This is a genomic window from Antribacter sp. NEAU-D49, from assembly GCF_057158775.1.
On the sequence record NZ_JBXTSN010000001.1, the window covers coordinates 338,307 to 353,683 of the forward strand.

The 15,377-nt window shown below is 73.2% G+C and carries 12 protein-coding genes; 8 read left to right on the plus strand and 4 right to left on the minus strand.

Features of this window, described 5'->3' with window-relative positions; translation table 11 throughout:
* Window positions 1-17 precede the first annotated feature (17 nt).
* Window positions 18-1,322 (plus strand): phosphoribosylamine--glycine ligase, encoded by a 1,305-nt coding sequence (gene purD, locus AC060K_RS01545; RefSeq protein ID WP_483763680.1) that lies wholly within the window; start codon window positions 18-20, stop codon window positions 1,320-1,322.
* Window positions 1,323-1,404: 82 nt separating this feature from the next.
* Window positions 1,405-1,938 carry a hypothetical protein gene (locus AC060K_RS01550; RefSeq protein ID WP_483763681.1) on the plus strand — a complete coding sequence of 178 codons (534 nt, stop codon included), beginning with the start codon at window positions 1,405-1,407 and terminating at the stop codon, window positions 1,936-1,938.
* A gap of 52 nt (window positions 1,939-1,990) precedes the next feature.
* On the opposite strand, the gene AC060K_RS01555 is transcribed toward AC060K_RS01550, so the two are convergent.
* Window positions 1,991-4,771: a substrate-binding domain-containing protein gene (locus AC060K_RS01555; protein WP_483763682.1), complete on the minus strand. Its 2,781-nt coding sequence runs from the start codon at window positions 4,769-4,771 to the stop codon at window positions 1,991-1,993.
* A 175-nt stretch (window positions 4,772-4,946) separates the two neighbouring features.
* Here AC060K_RS01555 and AC060K_RS01560 point away from each other — a divergent pair, with 175 nt between their 5' ends.
* The 3 genes from AC060K_RS01560 (at window position 4,947) to AC060K_RS01570 (ending at window position 10,487) form a co-directional block, all read left to right on the plus strand.
* On the plus strand, window positions 4,947-5,927 hold the full coding sequence (locus AC060K_RS01560) for a LacI family DNA-binding transcriptional regulator (RefSeq protein WP_483763683.1): 981 nt from the start codon (window positions 4,947-4,949) through the stop codon (window positions 5,925-5,927).
* A gap of 204 nt (window positions 5,928-6,131) precedes the next feature.
* Window positions 6,132-8,372 carry a glycoside hydrolase family 6 protein gene (locus AC060K_RS01565; RefSeq protein ID WP_483763684.1) on the plus strand — a complete coding sequence of 747 codons (2,241 nt, stop codon included), beginning with the start codon at window positions 6,132-6,134 and terminating at the stop codon, window positions 8,370-8,372.
* Between the two features lie 120 nt (window positions 8,373-8,492).
* Complete coding sequence (locus AC060K_RS01570; RefSeq protein ID WP_483763685.1) at window positions 8,493-10,487, plus strand: cellulase family glycosylhydrolase; 1,995 nt, start codon at window positions 8,493-8,495, stop codon at window positions 10,485-10,487.
* A gap of 81 nt (window positions 10,488-10,568) precedes the next feature.
* On the opposite strand, the gene AC060K_RS01575 is transcribed toward AC060K_RS01570, so the two are convergent.
* The gene (locus AC060K_RS01575) at window positions 10,569-11,456 is read right to left on the minus strand and encodes a formate/nitrite transporter family protein (RefSeq protein ID WP_483763686.1); all 888 of its coding nucleotides are present in this window, start codon (window positions 11,454-11,456) and stop codon (window positions 10,569-10,571) included.
* A gap of 220 nt (window positions 11,457-11,676) precedes the next feature.
* On the opposite strand from AC060K_RS01575, the gene purS reads away from it, so the two are divergent.
* From purS to AC060K_RS01590, 3 genes are read left to right on the plus strand one after another with little or no spacing between them, the layout of a single operon-like run.
* Window positions 11,677-11,937 (plus strand): phosphoribosylformylglycinamidine synthase subunit PurS, encoded by a 261-nt coding sequence (purS, locus tag AC060K_RS01580; protein ID WP_483763687.1) that lies wholly within the window; start codon window positions 11,677-11,679, stop codon window positions 11,935-11,937.
* Window positions 11,934-12,647, plus strand: a complete 714-nt coding sequence (purQ, locus tag AC060K_RS01585) for a phosphoribosylformylglycinamidine synthase subunit PurQ (RefSeq protein ID WP_483763688.1) — start codon at window positions 11,934-11,936, stop codon at window positions 12,645-12,647. The genes purS and purQ overlap by 4 nt, the downstream gene beginning before the upstream one ends.
* A gap of 11 nt (window positions 12,648-12,658) precedes the next feature.
* On the plus strand, window positions 12,659-13,858 hold the full coding sequence (locus AC060K_RS01590; protein ID WP_483763689.1) for a GNAT family N-acetyltransferase: 1,200 nt from the start codon (window positions 12,659-12,661) through the stop codon (window positions 13,856-13,858).
* A 178-nt stretch (window positions 13,859-14,036) separates the two neighbouring features.
* On the opposite strand, the gene AC060K_RS01595 is transcribed toward AC060K_RS01590, so the two are convergent.
* Both AC060K_RS01595 and AC060K_RS01600 read right to left on the minus strand, forming a co-directional pair.
* Window positions 14,037-14,423 (minus strand): HesB/IscA family protein, encoded by a 387-nt coding sequence (locus AC060K_RS01595; protein ID WP_483763690.1) that lies wholly within the window; start codon window positions 14,421-14,423, stop codon window positions 14,037-14,039.
* A gap of 61 nt (window positions 14,424-14,484) precedes the next feature.
* Window positions 14,485-15,294 (minus strand): MBL fold metallo-hydrolase, encoded by an 810-nt coding sequence (locus tag AC060K_RS01600; protein ID WP_483763691.1) that lies wholly within the window; start codon window positions 15,292-15,294, stop codon window positions 14,485-14,487.
* Window positions 15,295-15,377 lie beyond the last annotated feature (83 nt).

Consider the following 15,377-nt stretch of genomic DNA (forward strand, 5'->3'; position numbering starts at 1 on the left):
TGGGAGAGACTGTCGCCGTGAAGATCCTCGTCGTCGGCTCCGGTGCCCGTGAGCATGCCATCGTCCACGCCCTGGCCGCGGAGACCGCCGCGGGCCGCGAGGAGCACGAGCTCCACGCGGCCCCGGGGAACCCAGGCATCGCCGCGGAGGCCACGCTGCACGCCGTCGACGCCCTGGACGGCGCGGCGGTGGCCGCGCTCGCCGTGGAGCTCGGTGCCGAGCTCGTGGTGATCGGGCCCGAGGCGCCTCTCGTGGCGGGCGTCGCGGACGCCGTGCGGGAGGCGGGCGTGCCGGTGTTCGGCCCGTCGGCCGAGGCCGCGCGGCTCGAGGGGTCCAAGGCGTTCGCCAAGGAGGTCATGGCTGCCGCGGGAGTTCCCACCGCCATGGCTCACGTCTGCACCGACGTGGACCAGGTCGCCGCGGCGATCGACGCGTTCGGCCCGCCCTATGTGGTCAAGGACGACGGCCTCGCGGCGGGCAAGGGCGTCGTCGTGACGTCCGACCGGCAGGCGGCGCTCGAGCACGCGCAGGCCTGCTTCGCCAGCCCCCGCCCGGGCGGCGACCCGGTCGTCGTGGTCGAGGAGTACCTGGACGGCCCGGAGGTCTCCCTCTTCTGCGTGTGCGACGGCTCCACGGTGGTGCCGCTCGCCCCGGCGCAGGACTTCAAGCGCGTGTTCGACGACGACGAGGGCCCCAACACCGGCGGCATGGGCGCGTACAGCCCGCTGCCGTGGGCTCCGGCCGGGCTCGTCGAGGAGGTCGTGACCCGCATCGCGCAGCCCACCGTCGACGAGATGGCCCGCCGCGGCACGCCGTTCGTGGGCGTGCTCTACGTGGGCCTGGCGCTCACGTCGCGGGGCACGCGGGTCGTGGAGTTCAACGCCCGGTTCGGCGACCCTGAGACCCAGTCGGTCCTGGCCCGGCTCACGACGCCGCTCTCTGCGGTGCTGCTCGCCGCGGCCCGCGGCGAGCTGGCCGGGCTCGAGCCGCTCCGCTGGCGCGACGATGCGGCGGTCACCGTCGTGGTCGCCTCGCACGGCTACCCGGGCGCGGTCCGGAGCGGCGACGTGATCACGGGCACCGAGGGTGCAGGCGCACTGCCCGGGGTCCACGTGCTGCACGCGGGCACCGCGCTGTCCGCCGACGGCGACCTGCTCAGCGCGGGTGGCCGCGTCCTCTCGGTCACCGCGCTCGGCACCGACCTGGCCGACGCGCGCCGCGCCGCGTACGCGGGCGTCGGCCTGGTCACCCTGCCCGGGTCCCACTACCGTACGGACATCGCGGCTCGTGCGGCCGCGGGCGAGGTGACGGTCCCCGCCTGACGCGGGCGACCTGTGCCGGGCGGAGGGTCGCCCGGCCTACGCCGGCGGCGGCCGTCGGCGCGACGACGAGGGGACACTGAAGATGGCGATGCCGGCTGCGGCGAACGAGCTCTACCAGGCAGTTCTGGAGGCGACGCAGGACACGCCGTACGTGGTGACCCCGACGGACAAGGGGTTCGACGTGACCCTGGACGTCGTCGACGCGAAGTGGTGGACGCTCTTCGCGCGGAACAAGCTCAGCATGGTCTACACCCATCACGTCGAGGTGCCGGCTCCCGGCCGGTACAAGGTGACCGACGACCTGCGCCGGGTCGAGTGGACCGCCGGCGTGCCGCACGTTTCGGCGCAGGCGGAGCGGGTGTCCGGGCGTGTCGTGTCGTACCGCCGGGAGATCCAGCTCGGCATCCGCGACGACGCCACCGTCGGCAAGGTCGTGGACTACACCTTCTCCTCGGAGGAGGGTCGCAAGCTGGTCACCGCGGCGGCCAAGCGGCTGGGCTTCTCACAGGGTCTGAGCACCAACCAGAAGATCGGGCTGGCCGCCGCCGCCTTCGGCCTCGTGATGGCCGGTGTGGGCGGCTGGGTCGCGTACCTGGACGTGTCGGGCCAGATCTGACGTCCGCCCCGCCCCCGGGGCGGACGACAGATCTGCCCCGGCGGCGGGGCGGTCATCTCGGGTCCCGCGTGCTCTGCGCCCGCTCGCGGGCGAGCGCGGTGCGCAGCTCCCGCAGCACGAGCGTGCCGTCGGCGTACCGCCGCAACGAGCTCACGGAGGCGCAGCACGCCTCCTGCCCGACGACGGCGCGCACCCCCCGCTCGCGCCGCGCCCGCGCCTCGGGCTGGGTCCCGTCCAGGAGCACGAACAGCACCCGGCCGCGCACCGACAGGGAGTCCCCGTCGGAGAGCCCGGCCCGCACGGCCGTGAGCAGCATGTCGGACGGCGCGACGTCGAGGTCGACGGCGAGGACGGTGCAGTCGAAGCCGGGCTCACGCCGGGCGCGTTCGACCGCCCGGCTGAGGCGGTCGGCGAAGAGCTCCGGGTGGACCCGGCCGGTCACCGGGTCGGCCAGCGCACGGCCGCGCAGCGCCCGTTCCCTGGCCTTGGCGTCGGACATGTCCATGAGCACGCCCACCATGCGGGCGCGCACCCCGGCGTCGTCGGTCACGGTGGTGGCCCGGCAGCGGACCCAGATCTCGCGGCCGTCGGCGGCGAACATCCGGTGCTCGAGGTCGAGGGGCTCGGTCGCGCCGGCGAGCTGGGCGGCCACCGCGACCTGGAGCTCGCGGACGTCGTCGGGGTGGACGCGGCCGGTCCACTCCTCGATCCCGGTGCCCACCTCGTCGTCGGCCAGGCCGAGCAGGGCCCGCCACGTACGCGAGTAGTAGACCTCGCCCGTGGCGATGTTCCAGTCCCAGGTGCCCTCCAGGGCGACGTCCTCGACGAGGGCGTAGCGCTCGGCTCCGGCCCGCAGGTCGAGGGCGAGGGCCTTCTCCCGTTCGGCGGCCTCGGCGAGCGCGGCCTGCTGGCGCCGCAGGGACGCGAGACGGGCCTCGCGGTCGAGGGCGACGGCGAGGAGGGCGGCCCAGTGGTCGAACTTGTCGCGGGCGCTGGTGGCGTGGGTGTCCACGCTGCCGCCGGTCATGAACAGGCCCCAGTCGCTCTGCTCGAACGTGACCGGGATGAGGAAGGTGACGCCGAGCCCTTCGGCGACCAGCGCCGGTGGTGGGAACGCTGCCACGGGCAGGCGGGCGCCCACCAGGGACCGGGCCTGAGGGGAGGTCGCGGTGGTGCCGACGATCTCGAGCTGGCGCTTGCTGGTGTCCTGCGGCTCGCCGTCCCGGGGCCCGGTCGAGGCACCGTCCTCCACGTCCGTCCACAGGGCCAGCGTGGTGGGGCCGCGGTGCCCGCGGGGGAGCCAGCGCAGCGAGCGGATCGACCGCGCGTCGGCGTGCAGGAGCTCGAGGTCGAGCTCGTACTGGTCCACGATGGTGCGCTCGAGCTGGCCGGACCGGGCCAGGAGCGCCTGCGTACAGCCGGCGCCGACGGCCACCAGCACGTCGGTACCGGAGCGGGCTACGGCGCGCAGCCGCTCGGGGCGGGTCGGGGCCTTCGCCGCGGCCTTGAGCCGGTTGGTGGCGGAGCCCCGTGCTCCGGGTCCGCCGCCGGCCACGAGCGCGGACGGCACTGCTGGGCGGAGCGGCGTCGTCGGTGCGCCCTGCGGGGGGACCACCGGGATGCTGCCGGTGGTGGCCGGGGGCTCGGCGCGGCGTCGTCGCACCTGTTCGGCGAACTCGTCCTCCACCGCCCGGAGCGCCGGGACGAGCTGTTCGAGCGCCTCCGGGTGGGGCCGCAGGGCGCGCGTGCTCTCCGCGAGGGAGGACAGCGCCTCGCGCCCGGGCCGCTGGCCCAGGCCGGCGGCGGCGCGGAAGATGCGCTGGACACCGCGCAGCCAGTGGTCGAGGGCCGGGGCGCCCACGCCGAGCGTGGCGTCGGCCCCGTCGAAGACGGCCTCGGCCACGTCGCCGAGCCGCTGCCACGCGGACCGGCCGGGCTCGTGCGGCACGCCGGAGACGACGGCGCCCGCGCACCCGTCGAGGCAGCCGCAGGACTCGCGGGTGACGAGGGTGGTCTGGGAGAGGTGCTGCCCCGGGACCCGCTCGCCCCGGATCTGGGCGAGCAGCACGGTCACGGCGAGCTCGCCGACCCGGTCGTGGTGGGGGTCCACGGAGGCGAGCCGCGGCCGGAGGCGGGCACCCCCGTCGGAGTGGTCGAACCCGACGAGCGCCTGGTCCCGGGGGAGCAGGAGGCCCTTGGCCTGGAGCGCCCGGACGAAGCCCACCGCGTTGCGGTCGGTCGCCGCGAGCGTGGCGGTGGTGGGGAGCCCGGCGGCGAGGGCCGCGCGGCCCGCGGCGCTGCCGGACGCCTCCTGGTTGTCGGCTGTGCCGTAGAACCACTCCGGCTGCGGCTCGATGCCGTGCTCCAGGAGCGTGAGGCGGTACGCCTCGTAGCGCTCGAGGATGTCCGACTGCCGCAGGCTGCCGAGGAACCCGATCTGCCGGTGGCCGTGGCCCAGCAGGTGCTCCACCGCCGCCCGGGTGCCGCCGGCGTTGTCCGGCGTGACCACCGGCGCCGAGATCCCGTCCGCGCGCTCGCTGACCAGGACGAGCGGCGTACCGCGCCCCTGGAGGCGCGCCAGCGTCTCGCCGTCCACCGCCGACGTGATGACGATCAGCCCGTCCACCATGTCGAGCCCCACAGGGACGCCCTGTGGGGGCCGTTCGGGGAACTGCTCCCGTTCCAGATCGGCGGGATACGTCTGCACCGCGATGACGCGATGACCGTCCGCTCGGACGGCGCGGGCGATCCCCGCGAGCATCCGACCGAAGTAGTGTCCACCGACCACCGGGGAGAGGACCCCGACGGTATACCTCCGCTTTCCTGAAGCCATGCCCGTACACCCGTCTCCGTCGACGCCGTGCAAAGATTCTTCCGAGGGTGCATGCTACGGGATCATGGTCTCATCGTCGCGACCGAATGATCCGGTACATCCGCATACTACGCGCCCCGACAGGCGCCCCACCATCGTCGACGTCGCACGGGCGGCGGGCGTCTCGACGGCCGTCGTGTCGTACGCGCTCAACGGCCGGCCGGGAGTCTCCGCGTCGACCCGCGAACGCGTGCTGCGCGTGGCGGACGAGCTGGGCTGGCGTCCCGCCACCGCGGCTCGGTCGCTCCGGAGCGGGCCCGCCGCAGCGGGCCTCGTCCTCGTGCACGACGGGCGCAACGGCGCCCGGGCCGCCTCCGCCCTCGACCTCGTCGTGGGCGCGCAGGAGGCGCTCGGCGTGGACGGGCCCACCCTCGCGGTCCACGTGGCACCGACCGTCGCGGGCGCCGCGACGCTCATGGAGACCTGGTGGACCGAGCGGCGGTACGCCGCCTTCGTGGTCCCCCACGCCCGGTCCGACGACGCCCGGCTCGCCACCCTGCGGCGCCTCAACGCGCCCGCCGTGGTCGTGGGCGAGGTGCCGGGGGTGTCGCCGCCCGGCTGGCGGCACGTCATCCTCGACGACGCCGCGGCGTTCGCGCGCCTCGGCTCGTTCCTCGCCGACCTGGGCCACACACGCGTCGCCATGCTCGCCGGCTCGGAAGAGCTGCTCGCGCCCCGGCGTCGCACCGCGGCTCTGCGCGCGGCGCTGGGGGAGCGCGGCGCCTCGCTGCGCACCGTGGCGGGCGAGGGTGCCGACAAGGCGGCAGCCGCCGTGCGCCCGCTCCTCTCGGCGCCGGACCGGCCCACGGCGATCGTGACGGACGACGACGCCACGGCCGGCGTCGTGCTCGACGTCGCCCGCCGGCTGGGCCTCTCGGTGCCGTGGGACCTCTCGGTGGTCGCCGGGACCGACGCCGCCGCCTGCCACCTCACCACGCCCTCGCTCACTGCCGTCCCCTTCCCGGTCCGGGCCCTCGGCCTGGCCGTCGGCGCCGCCCTGCTGGACGTCCTGGGCGGTGACACTCCCGCGCGGGGCGCGCCGACGGCGTCGGGCAACGGCACCGTCGCGGTGGGAAACCTCGTGGTCAGGGGCTCGACCGCCCCGCCGCCCTCCTGACGCATGGTTGCCCTAATCGATTAACCAGGTGTCTCCCAGGTCAAGGGACGTGCAAACGTGCGTCCTGCCGCTGCAGAAAGGCCTGCTGCGGTGCGCGCGCCCGCGCCGGCGGATGCCGGCGAGGGGCGGCGCCCAGTACGACCTGTGGAGGTCAAAGTGGTAACAGCAACAAGCCGCTCCGGCGGTGCCCGGGCGCGGAAGGGGGTGGCAGCCCTTGCAGCAGCGGCGGCGATCGCGGCCCCCGCGATCGTCGGTGTCGCGACAGCTGCGCCCGCCGCGGCGGCGCTCGTCGACAACCCCTTCGTCGGGGCCACCCAGTACATCAACCCGGACTGGCAGGCCACCGTCGAGCAGTCGGCGACGCAGGTCGCGGCCAGCGACCCCGCCCTCGCGGAGAAGATGCGGGCGATCAAGAACAACCCCACGTCGGTGTGGATGGACCGGATCGCTGCCATCAACGGCACTGACCGCCAGCACGGCCTCGAGTGGCACCTCGACCAGGCCCTCGCGCAGAAGCAGGGCTCGACGCCGATCGTCTTCAACATCGTGATCTACGACCTGCCCGGTCGTGACTGCTTCGCGCTCGCCTCGAACGGCGAGCTGCCCCCGACCGCCGCGGGCATGCAGCGCTACAAGACCGAGTACATCGACCCGATCGCGTCGCTCCTCAACCAGCCCGAGTACGAGGGCATCCGCTTCGTCGCGACGATCGAGCCCGACTCGCTGCCGAACATGGTCACCAACATGTCGGACCCCGACTGCACCGCGTCGGCGCCGTACTACCGCGAGGGCGTGCAGTACGCGCTCACCAAGCTGTACGAGGTCGGCAACGTCTACAGCTACATCGACGCCGCCCACGCGGGCTGGCTGGGCTGGGACGACAACGCCACCAAGGCCGCGACCGAGTTCGAGAGCGTCATCGAGGGCTCCACGTACGGCTGGAACGCCGTCGCGGGCTTCGTGACCAACACCGCCAACTCGACCCCCCTGGTCGAGCCCTTCCTGACGGACCCGGGCCTGCAGATCGGCGGCTCGTTCACGCGCCAGGCGAAGTGGTTCGAGTGGAACCCGAACTTCGACGAGACGGACTGGACCGCCCGCCTCTACTCGCTCATGGTGAGCAAGGGCGCGCCCGCCAGCATCGGCATGCTCGTCGACACCTCCCGCAACGGCTGGGGCGGCTCCGCCCGTCCCACCGCGGTGAGCACCTCGACGAACATCGACACGTACGTGAACGAGTCCCGCGTGGACCGTCGCACGCACCGCGGCGCGTGGTGCAACCCGGACGGCGCCGGCATCGGCGAGCGTCCCACCGTCGCCCCGAGCGGCTACGCCGCCTCGCACCTCGACGCGTTCGTGTGGGTCAAGCCCCCGGGTGAGTCGGACGGCTCCTCCACGGAGATCCCCAACGACGAGGGCAAGCGCCTGGACCGCATGTGCGACCCGACGTACTCCACCTCCGTGCTGGGCGGCAACCTGACCGGGGCGCTCCCCGGTGCGCCGCTCTCGGGCCACTGGTTCCACAACCAGTTCGCGATGCTCGTGCGGAACGCGTACCCGGCCATCGGCGGCACCACGCCGCCGCCCGTCGACACGCAGGCGCCGACCGTCCCGTCGGGCGTCACCGTCGGCACCGTCACCTCGTCCTCGGTGTCCCTGAGCTGGACGGCCTCCACCGACAACGTGCGCGTCACCGGCTACGACGTCGTCAACGCCGCGGGCACCGTGGTGGCGACCTCGACGAGCGCCTCGGCGACCGTCACCGGCCTCACGCCGAGCACGGCCTACCAGTTCCGCGTCCGGGCCAAGGACGCCGCCGGCAACAACTCCGCCTTCTCGGCGGCTGTGTCGGCGACCACGACGGCAGGCTCCGGCGGCGGCGACACCGTCGCCCCGACGGTCCCCTCGGGCCTCACGGCCGGCGCGGTCACCGCGTCCTCGGTGGCCCTGAGCTGGACGGCCTCCACGGACAACGTGGGCGTCACGGGCTACGACGTCGTCAACGCCGCGGGAACCGTGGTGGCGACCTCGACGAGCGCCTCGGCGACCGTCACCGGTCTCACGGCGAACACGGCCTACCAGTTCCGCGTCCGGGCCAAGGACGCCGCGGGCAACCTCTCCGCCTTCTCGGCGGCTGTCTCCGCGACGACCTCGGGCGGCACCAGCACGCCGCCGCCCGGCACCTGCTCCGCCACGCTCCGGGTCATGAACTCGTGGTCCGGTGGCTACCAGGCCGAGGTCACCGTGACCGCGGGCACCGCTGCGATCACCCGCTGGACGGTCGCGCTCGGCACCACGCCGAGCCAGATCTGGAGCGCCACGCTGTCCGGCCAGAACGCGTCCAACGCGGCCTGGAACGGCAGCCTCGGCGCCGGCGCGAGCACCACGTTCGGGTTCATCGGCACCGGCACCGCGCCGGCCGCCGGCTCCCGCACCTGCTCGTAAGCACCACCCCCCGCGCCGGGGTAGCACCGCCCGTGAGGGCGGCGCTACCCCGGCGCTCTACCGCGCGGCGACGGGGTGCCCCCGCACCCGGCCGCCGCCCCCCAGGAAGGAAAGACCCAGGTGAGACCTCGTACGCACCGTAACGATTCGACGTCGGGCACCGTGGCCCGACGGCGCCGCGGCCTCCGCGGCATCGCGGCGCTGGGCGCCGCCCTCGTCGCCTCGGCAGGGCTGGCCGTGCCCGCCGCGACCGTGTCCGCGACCCTCGCCGCCGCCCCCGCGGCAGCGTCCCCCGCCACCGACGGCGACGACTGGCTGCACACCGCCGGTAACAAGATCGTCGACGCGCAGGGCCGGGAGGTCGTGCTGACCGGCGCGAACTGGTTCGGCTTCAACGCGAGCGAGCGCGTGTTCCACGGCCTCTGGTCGGGGAACATCACGAACATCACGCGGCAGATGGCCGAGCGCGGCATCAACACCGTGCGTGTGCCGATCTCGACCACCCTCCTGCTGGAGTGGAAGGCCGGCACCTACGCGCCGGTCAACGTCAACACCTACGCGAACCCCGAGCTCGCCGGCCTGAACAGCAAGCAGATCTTCGACGCGTTCCTCGACCTGTGCGAGCGGTACGGCATCAAGGTGGTCGTGGACGTCCACTCCGCCGCCGCCGACAACTCCGGGCACGTCTACCCGGTGTGGTGGAACGCCTCGGTCACGACCGAGCAGTTCTACCAGGGGTGGGAGTGGCTCGCGACGACCTACCGGAACAACGACACGATCATCGGCGCGGACCTCAAGAACGAGCCGCACGGCAAGGCCAACGAGACCCCGCGGGCCAAGTGGGACGGCTCCACCGACGCGGACAACTGGAAGCACGTCGCCGAGACCGCGGCCAAGCGGGTCCTGGCGATCAACCCCAACCTCCTGATCTTCGTCGAGGGCAACGAGATCTACCCCAAGGAGGGCAAGTCCTGGTCGTCCACGACGTCCACGGACTTCTACTCCACGTGGTGGGGCGGCAACTTCCGCGGGGCGCGCGAGTTCCCCGTCAACCTGGGTGCCCACCAGGACCAGCTCGTCTACTCGCCGCACGACTACGGCCCCGCCGTCTACCAGCAGCCCTGGTTCACCGGCGAGTGGTCGCGCGCCACGCTCGAGCGTGACGTGTGGGGCCCGAACTGGCTGTACCTGCACACGGAGAACACCTCGCCGCTGCTCATCGGCGAGTGGGGCGGCTTCATGGACGGCGGCGACAACGAGAAGTGGATGGTCGCCATGCGCGACCTCATCGTCGATCGCAAGCTCAGCCACACCTTCTGGTGCATCAACCCGAACTCGGGCGACACGGGTGGCCTCCTCAACAACGACTGGGCCAGCTGGGACGAGGAGAAGTACGCGCTCCTGGAGCCCTCGCTCTGGCAGAGCGGCGGCAAGTTCGTGTCGCTCGACCACCAGGTCCCGCTGGGCGGCGCCGGCTCCACGACCGGCATCTCCGTCTCCGACCTCGGTGGCTCCACGCCGCCGCCGGCGGACACGACGGCCCCCAGCGCGCCGTCGGCCGTGGCCGTCTCGGGAACCACCACGTCGTCCGTCTCGCTGACGTGGACCGCGTCCACCGACAACGTGCGGGTCACCGGCTACGACGTGGTGAACGCCTCCGGTGCGGTGGTGGCCACCTCGACCACCGCCTCCGCCTCGGTGTCCGGGCTGACGCCGGCCACGGCGTACCAGTTCCGGGTGCGGGCGCGCGACGCCGCCGGCAACGTGTCGGCGTTCTCCGCTGCGGTGTCGGCTACGACGGCGTCCGGGCCCTCGAGCCCGCCGCCGGGCGCCTGCACCGCCACGTTCAAGGTGCTCAACTCGTGGCAGGGCGGCTTCCAGGCCGAGGTCACCGTGTCGTCGACGACGGCCAAGAGCGGCTGGACCAATTCCTTCACGCTGCCGGCCGGGACCACGATCGGCAGCATGTGGAGCGCCACGCACACCGTCTCCGGCAGCACGGTGACGGTCAGGAACGCCGCGTGGAACGGGAACATCGGCCCGGGCGCCTCGGCGACCTACGGCTTCACGGCCAACGGCACCGCGCCGTCGGCCCTGACGGTGGCCTGCAGCTGATCCTCGCGCACCTCTCGTGAGTTGTCAGAAGCTCCCCGGCGCATTCGCCGGGGAGCTTCTGACAACGTGCCGGTGGCTGGGTCAGCGGCTCTCCGCCGAGACCAGCTCCTTGTCCTCGGCGGGGTCGCCGGCGGGGGCCTCCGTCGCCGCGGGGACAGCTGCCGGGTGGCGGCTCGGGGCCGTCTTCCCGTGGGTCGCGTAGAGCATGAGGCCCACGAACGTGAGGCCGCCCACGAGGTTGCCCACCACGGTGGGGATCTCGTTCCACACGAGGTAGTCCATGACCGTGAAGTCGCCGCCGAGCAGCAGGCCGGACGGGAACAGGAACATGTTCACGATCGAGTGCTCGAAGCCCATGTAGAAGAACAGCATGATGGGCATCCACATCGCGACGATCTTGCCCCACACGCTCTCCGACACCATGGCGAGCACCACGCCGGTGGACACCATCCAGTTGCAGAGCACGGCGCGGACGAACAAGGTCAGCATGCCTGCGGCGCCGTGGTCGGCGTAGCCCACCGTGCGGCCCTCGCCGATCTCGCCGATGGCCTGGCCCACGGCGTCCGGCTCCACCGAGAAGCCGTACGTGAAGTAGATGGCCATGAGCACGGCGACGGTGAAGGCGCCGGCGAAGTTGCCGACGAAGACGAGGCCCCAGTTGCGGAGCACGCCGCGGATCGTGACGCCTGGCCGCTTGTCGAGCCAGGCGAGCGGGGCGAGCGTGAAGACTCCCGTGAGCAGGTCGTAGCCGAGCAGGTAGAGCATGCAGAACCCGACGGGGAACAGCACGGCTCCGAGCAGCGGGTTCTCTGCGCGGACCGACACGGTCACAGCGAACGCGGCGGCGATCGTCAGCAGGGCGGCGCCCATGTACGAGCGGATCAGCGTGTCCCGCGTGGACATGAACACCTTGGCCTCGCCCGCGTCGATCATGCGGGTGACGAGGTCCTTGGGCTTCACATAGGGCATGGGGTCAACCTCCGGTCGAGTGGGCGGTGTCCTCGGCGGTGAAGGCACCGGCCCGTGGTCCTCCTCGACTGTGCAACACCATGGTTTCCTCGGGCGCACGGCTGCGTTACCGGCGATGACCAAGTTCCTCTCAGCGGGCGGGCTGTGGACGAGAGGAACGGCGCCCCGCGCAGCCGGGTAAACTCGGCCCCGAACCCCCGTCATCTCCCGAGGAGCCCCCGTGGGACGCGTCGTCGTCGAGGTCATGCCCAAGCCCGAGATCCTGGACCCCCAGGGCAAGGCCGTGGTCGGTGCGCTGCCGCGCCTCGGCTTCACGCAGTTCATGAGCGTCCGGCAGGGCAAGCGGTTCGAGCTCGAGGTGGACGGCGACGTCACGCCGGAGATCCTCGCCGCCGCTCAGGAGGCCGCGGAGACGCTGCTCTCCAACCCGGTGATCGAGGACGTCGTGAGCGTGGTGGACGCCACCGAGGTGCCGGCGTGACCGCGCTGTCCGGCGCCCGCATCGGCGTCATCACCTTCCCGGGCACGCTGGACGACCGGGACGCCGCTCGCGCGGTGCGCCTCGCCGGTGCCGAGGCGGTCGCCCTGTGGCACGCCGACGCCGACCTTCAGGGCGTCGACGCCGTGGTGCTGCCCGGCGGGTTCTCCTACGGCGACTACCTGCGCGCCGGGGCGATCAGCCGCTTCGCGCCTGCCATGTCGGCCGTGGTGGACGCCGCGAACGGCGGTCTGCCCGTGCTGGGCATCTGCAACGGATTCCAGATCCTCACCGAGGCGCACCTGCTGCCCGGGTCCATGGTGAAGAACGACCACCTGCACTTCGTCTGCCGTGAGCAGTCGCTCGTGGTGGAGAACGCGTCCACCGCCTGGACCAACCAGTTCGAGGCCGGTCAGCGCATCACGATCCCGCTGAAGAACCAGGACGGGCAGTTCGTCGCCGACGAGCACGTCCTCGACGAGCTCGAGGGCGAGGGCCGCGTCGTCTTCCGGTACGACGGCTGGAACCCGAACGGCTCCCGCCGCGACATCGCGGGCATCAGCAACGCCCGTGGCAACGTGGTGGGGCTCATGCCGCACCCCGAGCACGCGGTCGAGGCCGGCTTCGGCCCGGCGGGTGCCGAGGGCCCGCGCGCGGGCACCGACGGGCTCACCTTCTTCACGTCCGTCCTGGCCTCGCTCGTCAGCGCGTGACGCAACAGTCCTTGAGGCCGGGTCCCGCCGAGCGGGTCCCGGCCTCGCCGCTGCCCGACGGCGCAGCCGTGGTCGCCTCGGGCGGGCCCCTCGCCTCCCGGGTCCCCCTGGCCTCCCGCGTGGTGACCGTGTCGGTGGTCCCGTGGGACGACCCGGACGCGGCGCGGCTGCGCGACCTGCAGCAGGCCGAGCTCGCCGTGCTCTACGGTCACGCGGACGAGGCGGACCCTGCGGGGCCCGAGGAGCGTCCGGCGGGCGACGTCGGCGCGACTGCCGAGGCCGACGTCTCGCGCGACCAGGTCGACCCGTCGACGGTGGCGGCGACCGTGCTGGTGCGCGTCGACGGTGAGGCTGCCGCGTGTGGCGCCGTGCGCGACATGGCCGGACTGCCCGACGGCCGCGGCGGGGTGCACCCGCCCGCGACCGGCGAGGTGAAGCGGATGTATGTGGCGCCGTCGTTCCGTGGGCGCGGGCTCTCACGGCGTGTCCTGGCGGCGGTCGAGGAGGCCGCCGTGGAGGCCGGGCTGCGCAACCTCGTGCTGGAGTGCGGCACGCTGCAGGTCGAGGCGATCGGGCTCTACCTGTCGATGGGGTATCTCCCGATCGAGCGCTTCGGGGTCTACGCGCAGGAGGCGGGGTCCCGGTGCTTCGGCAAGGCGGTTCCGGCTGTGATGCCTGCCGTGGGGGACCAGCCGCGGGCCGTCGACCGCGTGCCCCGCGTGGACCTCAACCTGCGGCCGGTCGAGTGGGACCACGAGCACGCGGTGGCTCTCCGCCGCGAGATGCTGGCGTTCAACGTCGAGCGCTATCCGGAGGTGGTCGCGCACCTGGCCGTGCGCGGCGGTTTCGAGGGGATCGACCCCGGGATGGGCGAGCGAGTGATGCTGACTCTCGTGGCGTACCGCGAAGGGGAGGCGGTGGGCTGCGGGTCGCTGCGGCCTGCGCTCACCGGGTCGGCGTACGAGGTGAGGACGGTCTTCGTCCGCGAGCACGCCCGCCGGACCGGCGTGGGCCGTGCGCTCCTCGCGGCGCTGGAGGATGCGGCGCTCGGCCTCGGGGCCGGCGAGCTCCTGCTCCAAACCGGGATCCGCCAGCCCGAGGCTCTGCGCCTGTACACCGCCATCGGGTTCCGGCCGGTGCTGCCCTTCCCGCCCCACGGCCCCGAGGACGACCCCTTCGGCTTGTTCCTGGGCAAGGCGCTCGACCGCTGACCCGACCGCCTCCTCGGAAGGCTCCCGGGTAAACCTGTTCTCCCCTGGGAGTGTCACTCTGCGTACACAACGTCACGCAGGGTGACCGACCCGGAACGCACCATGTCACTCCGACGGCCTCGGCCACTGGTGCTCTGTCGATCTCGCGGCGCCGAGGTCGCTCCGTCGGCGGGAGCGTTCACTCGTCCCAGGGCATCCGCGCCGCGGCCCGGCAGCCAGGCTGACCGCGCCCTGGCCATTCCTTCCCGAACGACCGGTTGCACGGGCACCGCAGCGGGGTGTTCGGGTTCGCGAGGACGCGGAACCGGGGCGGCTTGATCCGCCCCGACCAGTCGAGCCGGGCACCTCGCAGTACCTTGACCGCGGGCGCCGAGACGAACAGCTCGGCGCCCGGGCAGCCGAAGCGCTCGTCCCCATCACTGCCGGGGACGTCGTCGAAGTAGTAGGTGAGACCGCAGCATCCGCCGTCCTCCACCGTCAGACGTACCGCCCCGCCAAGGGCCTCGATCTGGTCGATCGCCGCCCGGGTCACGTCGAACGGGGGTAGCACCAGGGTGTCGTCCATGCCGACGGATGATGCCACCGGCCACCCACACTGCACATGGCCTTGCAACGCCCGCGACGCTTCAAGCCTCCGACAGGTACTGCAGCTGGGCGCGGACCGTCTGGCGGGCCGCCGGCAGCACCGAGGGATCCACGTCGGCGTAGACCAGCCCGACTACGGCGTCGGTGACGTCGGGGGTGAGGTGCGCACCGCCGTCGTCGGGCAGGGCGAGCGTCCGGAGCGCTGACCGGACCTGGTCCAGGCGCTCCAGCCGGTGGGAGCGGTAGGCGCGGACGGCGGCAGCGAGGTCGGGCAGCGGCTCCCCGTGGCCGGGGAATGCCAGCGTGGCCGACGCCGTCGCCCGGGCCGCGAGCTCGTCCGCGAGGTGCTCCAGCCGGTCGAGGCTCGCGAGGTACTGCCGGAGGGAACCGTCCGGCTCGGCGATCACGGTGGTTCCCCGCCCCAGCACCGTGTCGCCGGTGAGCACCACGGGTGCCGTGCCCGGAGCGCTCACGACCAGGCACACGGAGTCGGCGGTGTGGCCCGGGGTGGCAACGACGTCGATGCGCAGGCCCGCTGCCTCGACGGTCTCGCCGTCCGCGAGGGGCGCGCCGCCGTAGCAGTGCGCCGGGTCGGCGGCCCGGACAGGCGCGCCGGTCCGGGCGGCGAGGCCGGGCGACCCTGCCGTGTGGTCGGCGTGCCGGTGCGTGACGAGGACCAGCTCGACCGGTCCGGCGCCCGTCAGGCGGTCGAGGTGCGCGGCGTCGTCGGGCCCGGGGTCCACCACGACGGCACCGGTGGAACCGGGCGCGCGCAGCACGTAGGACCGCGTGCCGTCGAGGGTCATCGGGCCGGGGTTGTCCGCGCGGAGCACGGAGACGACGGGCGACATGGCGCCCACTGTACGAGCCAGGTCAGCCGAGCCGGGAAGGGCGGCTGGGCGCCAGGGGTTGTGCAGCCGCCGCACCCGGTGTG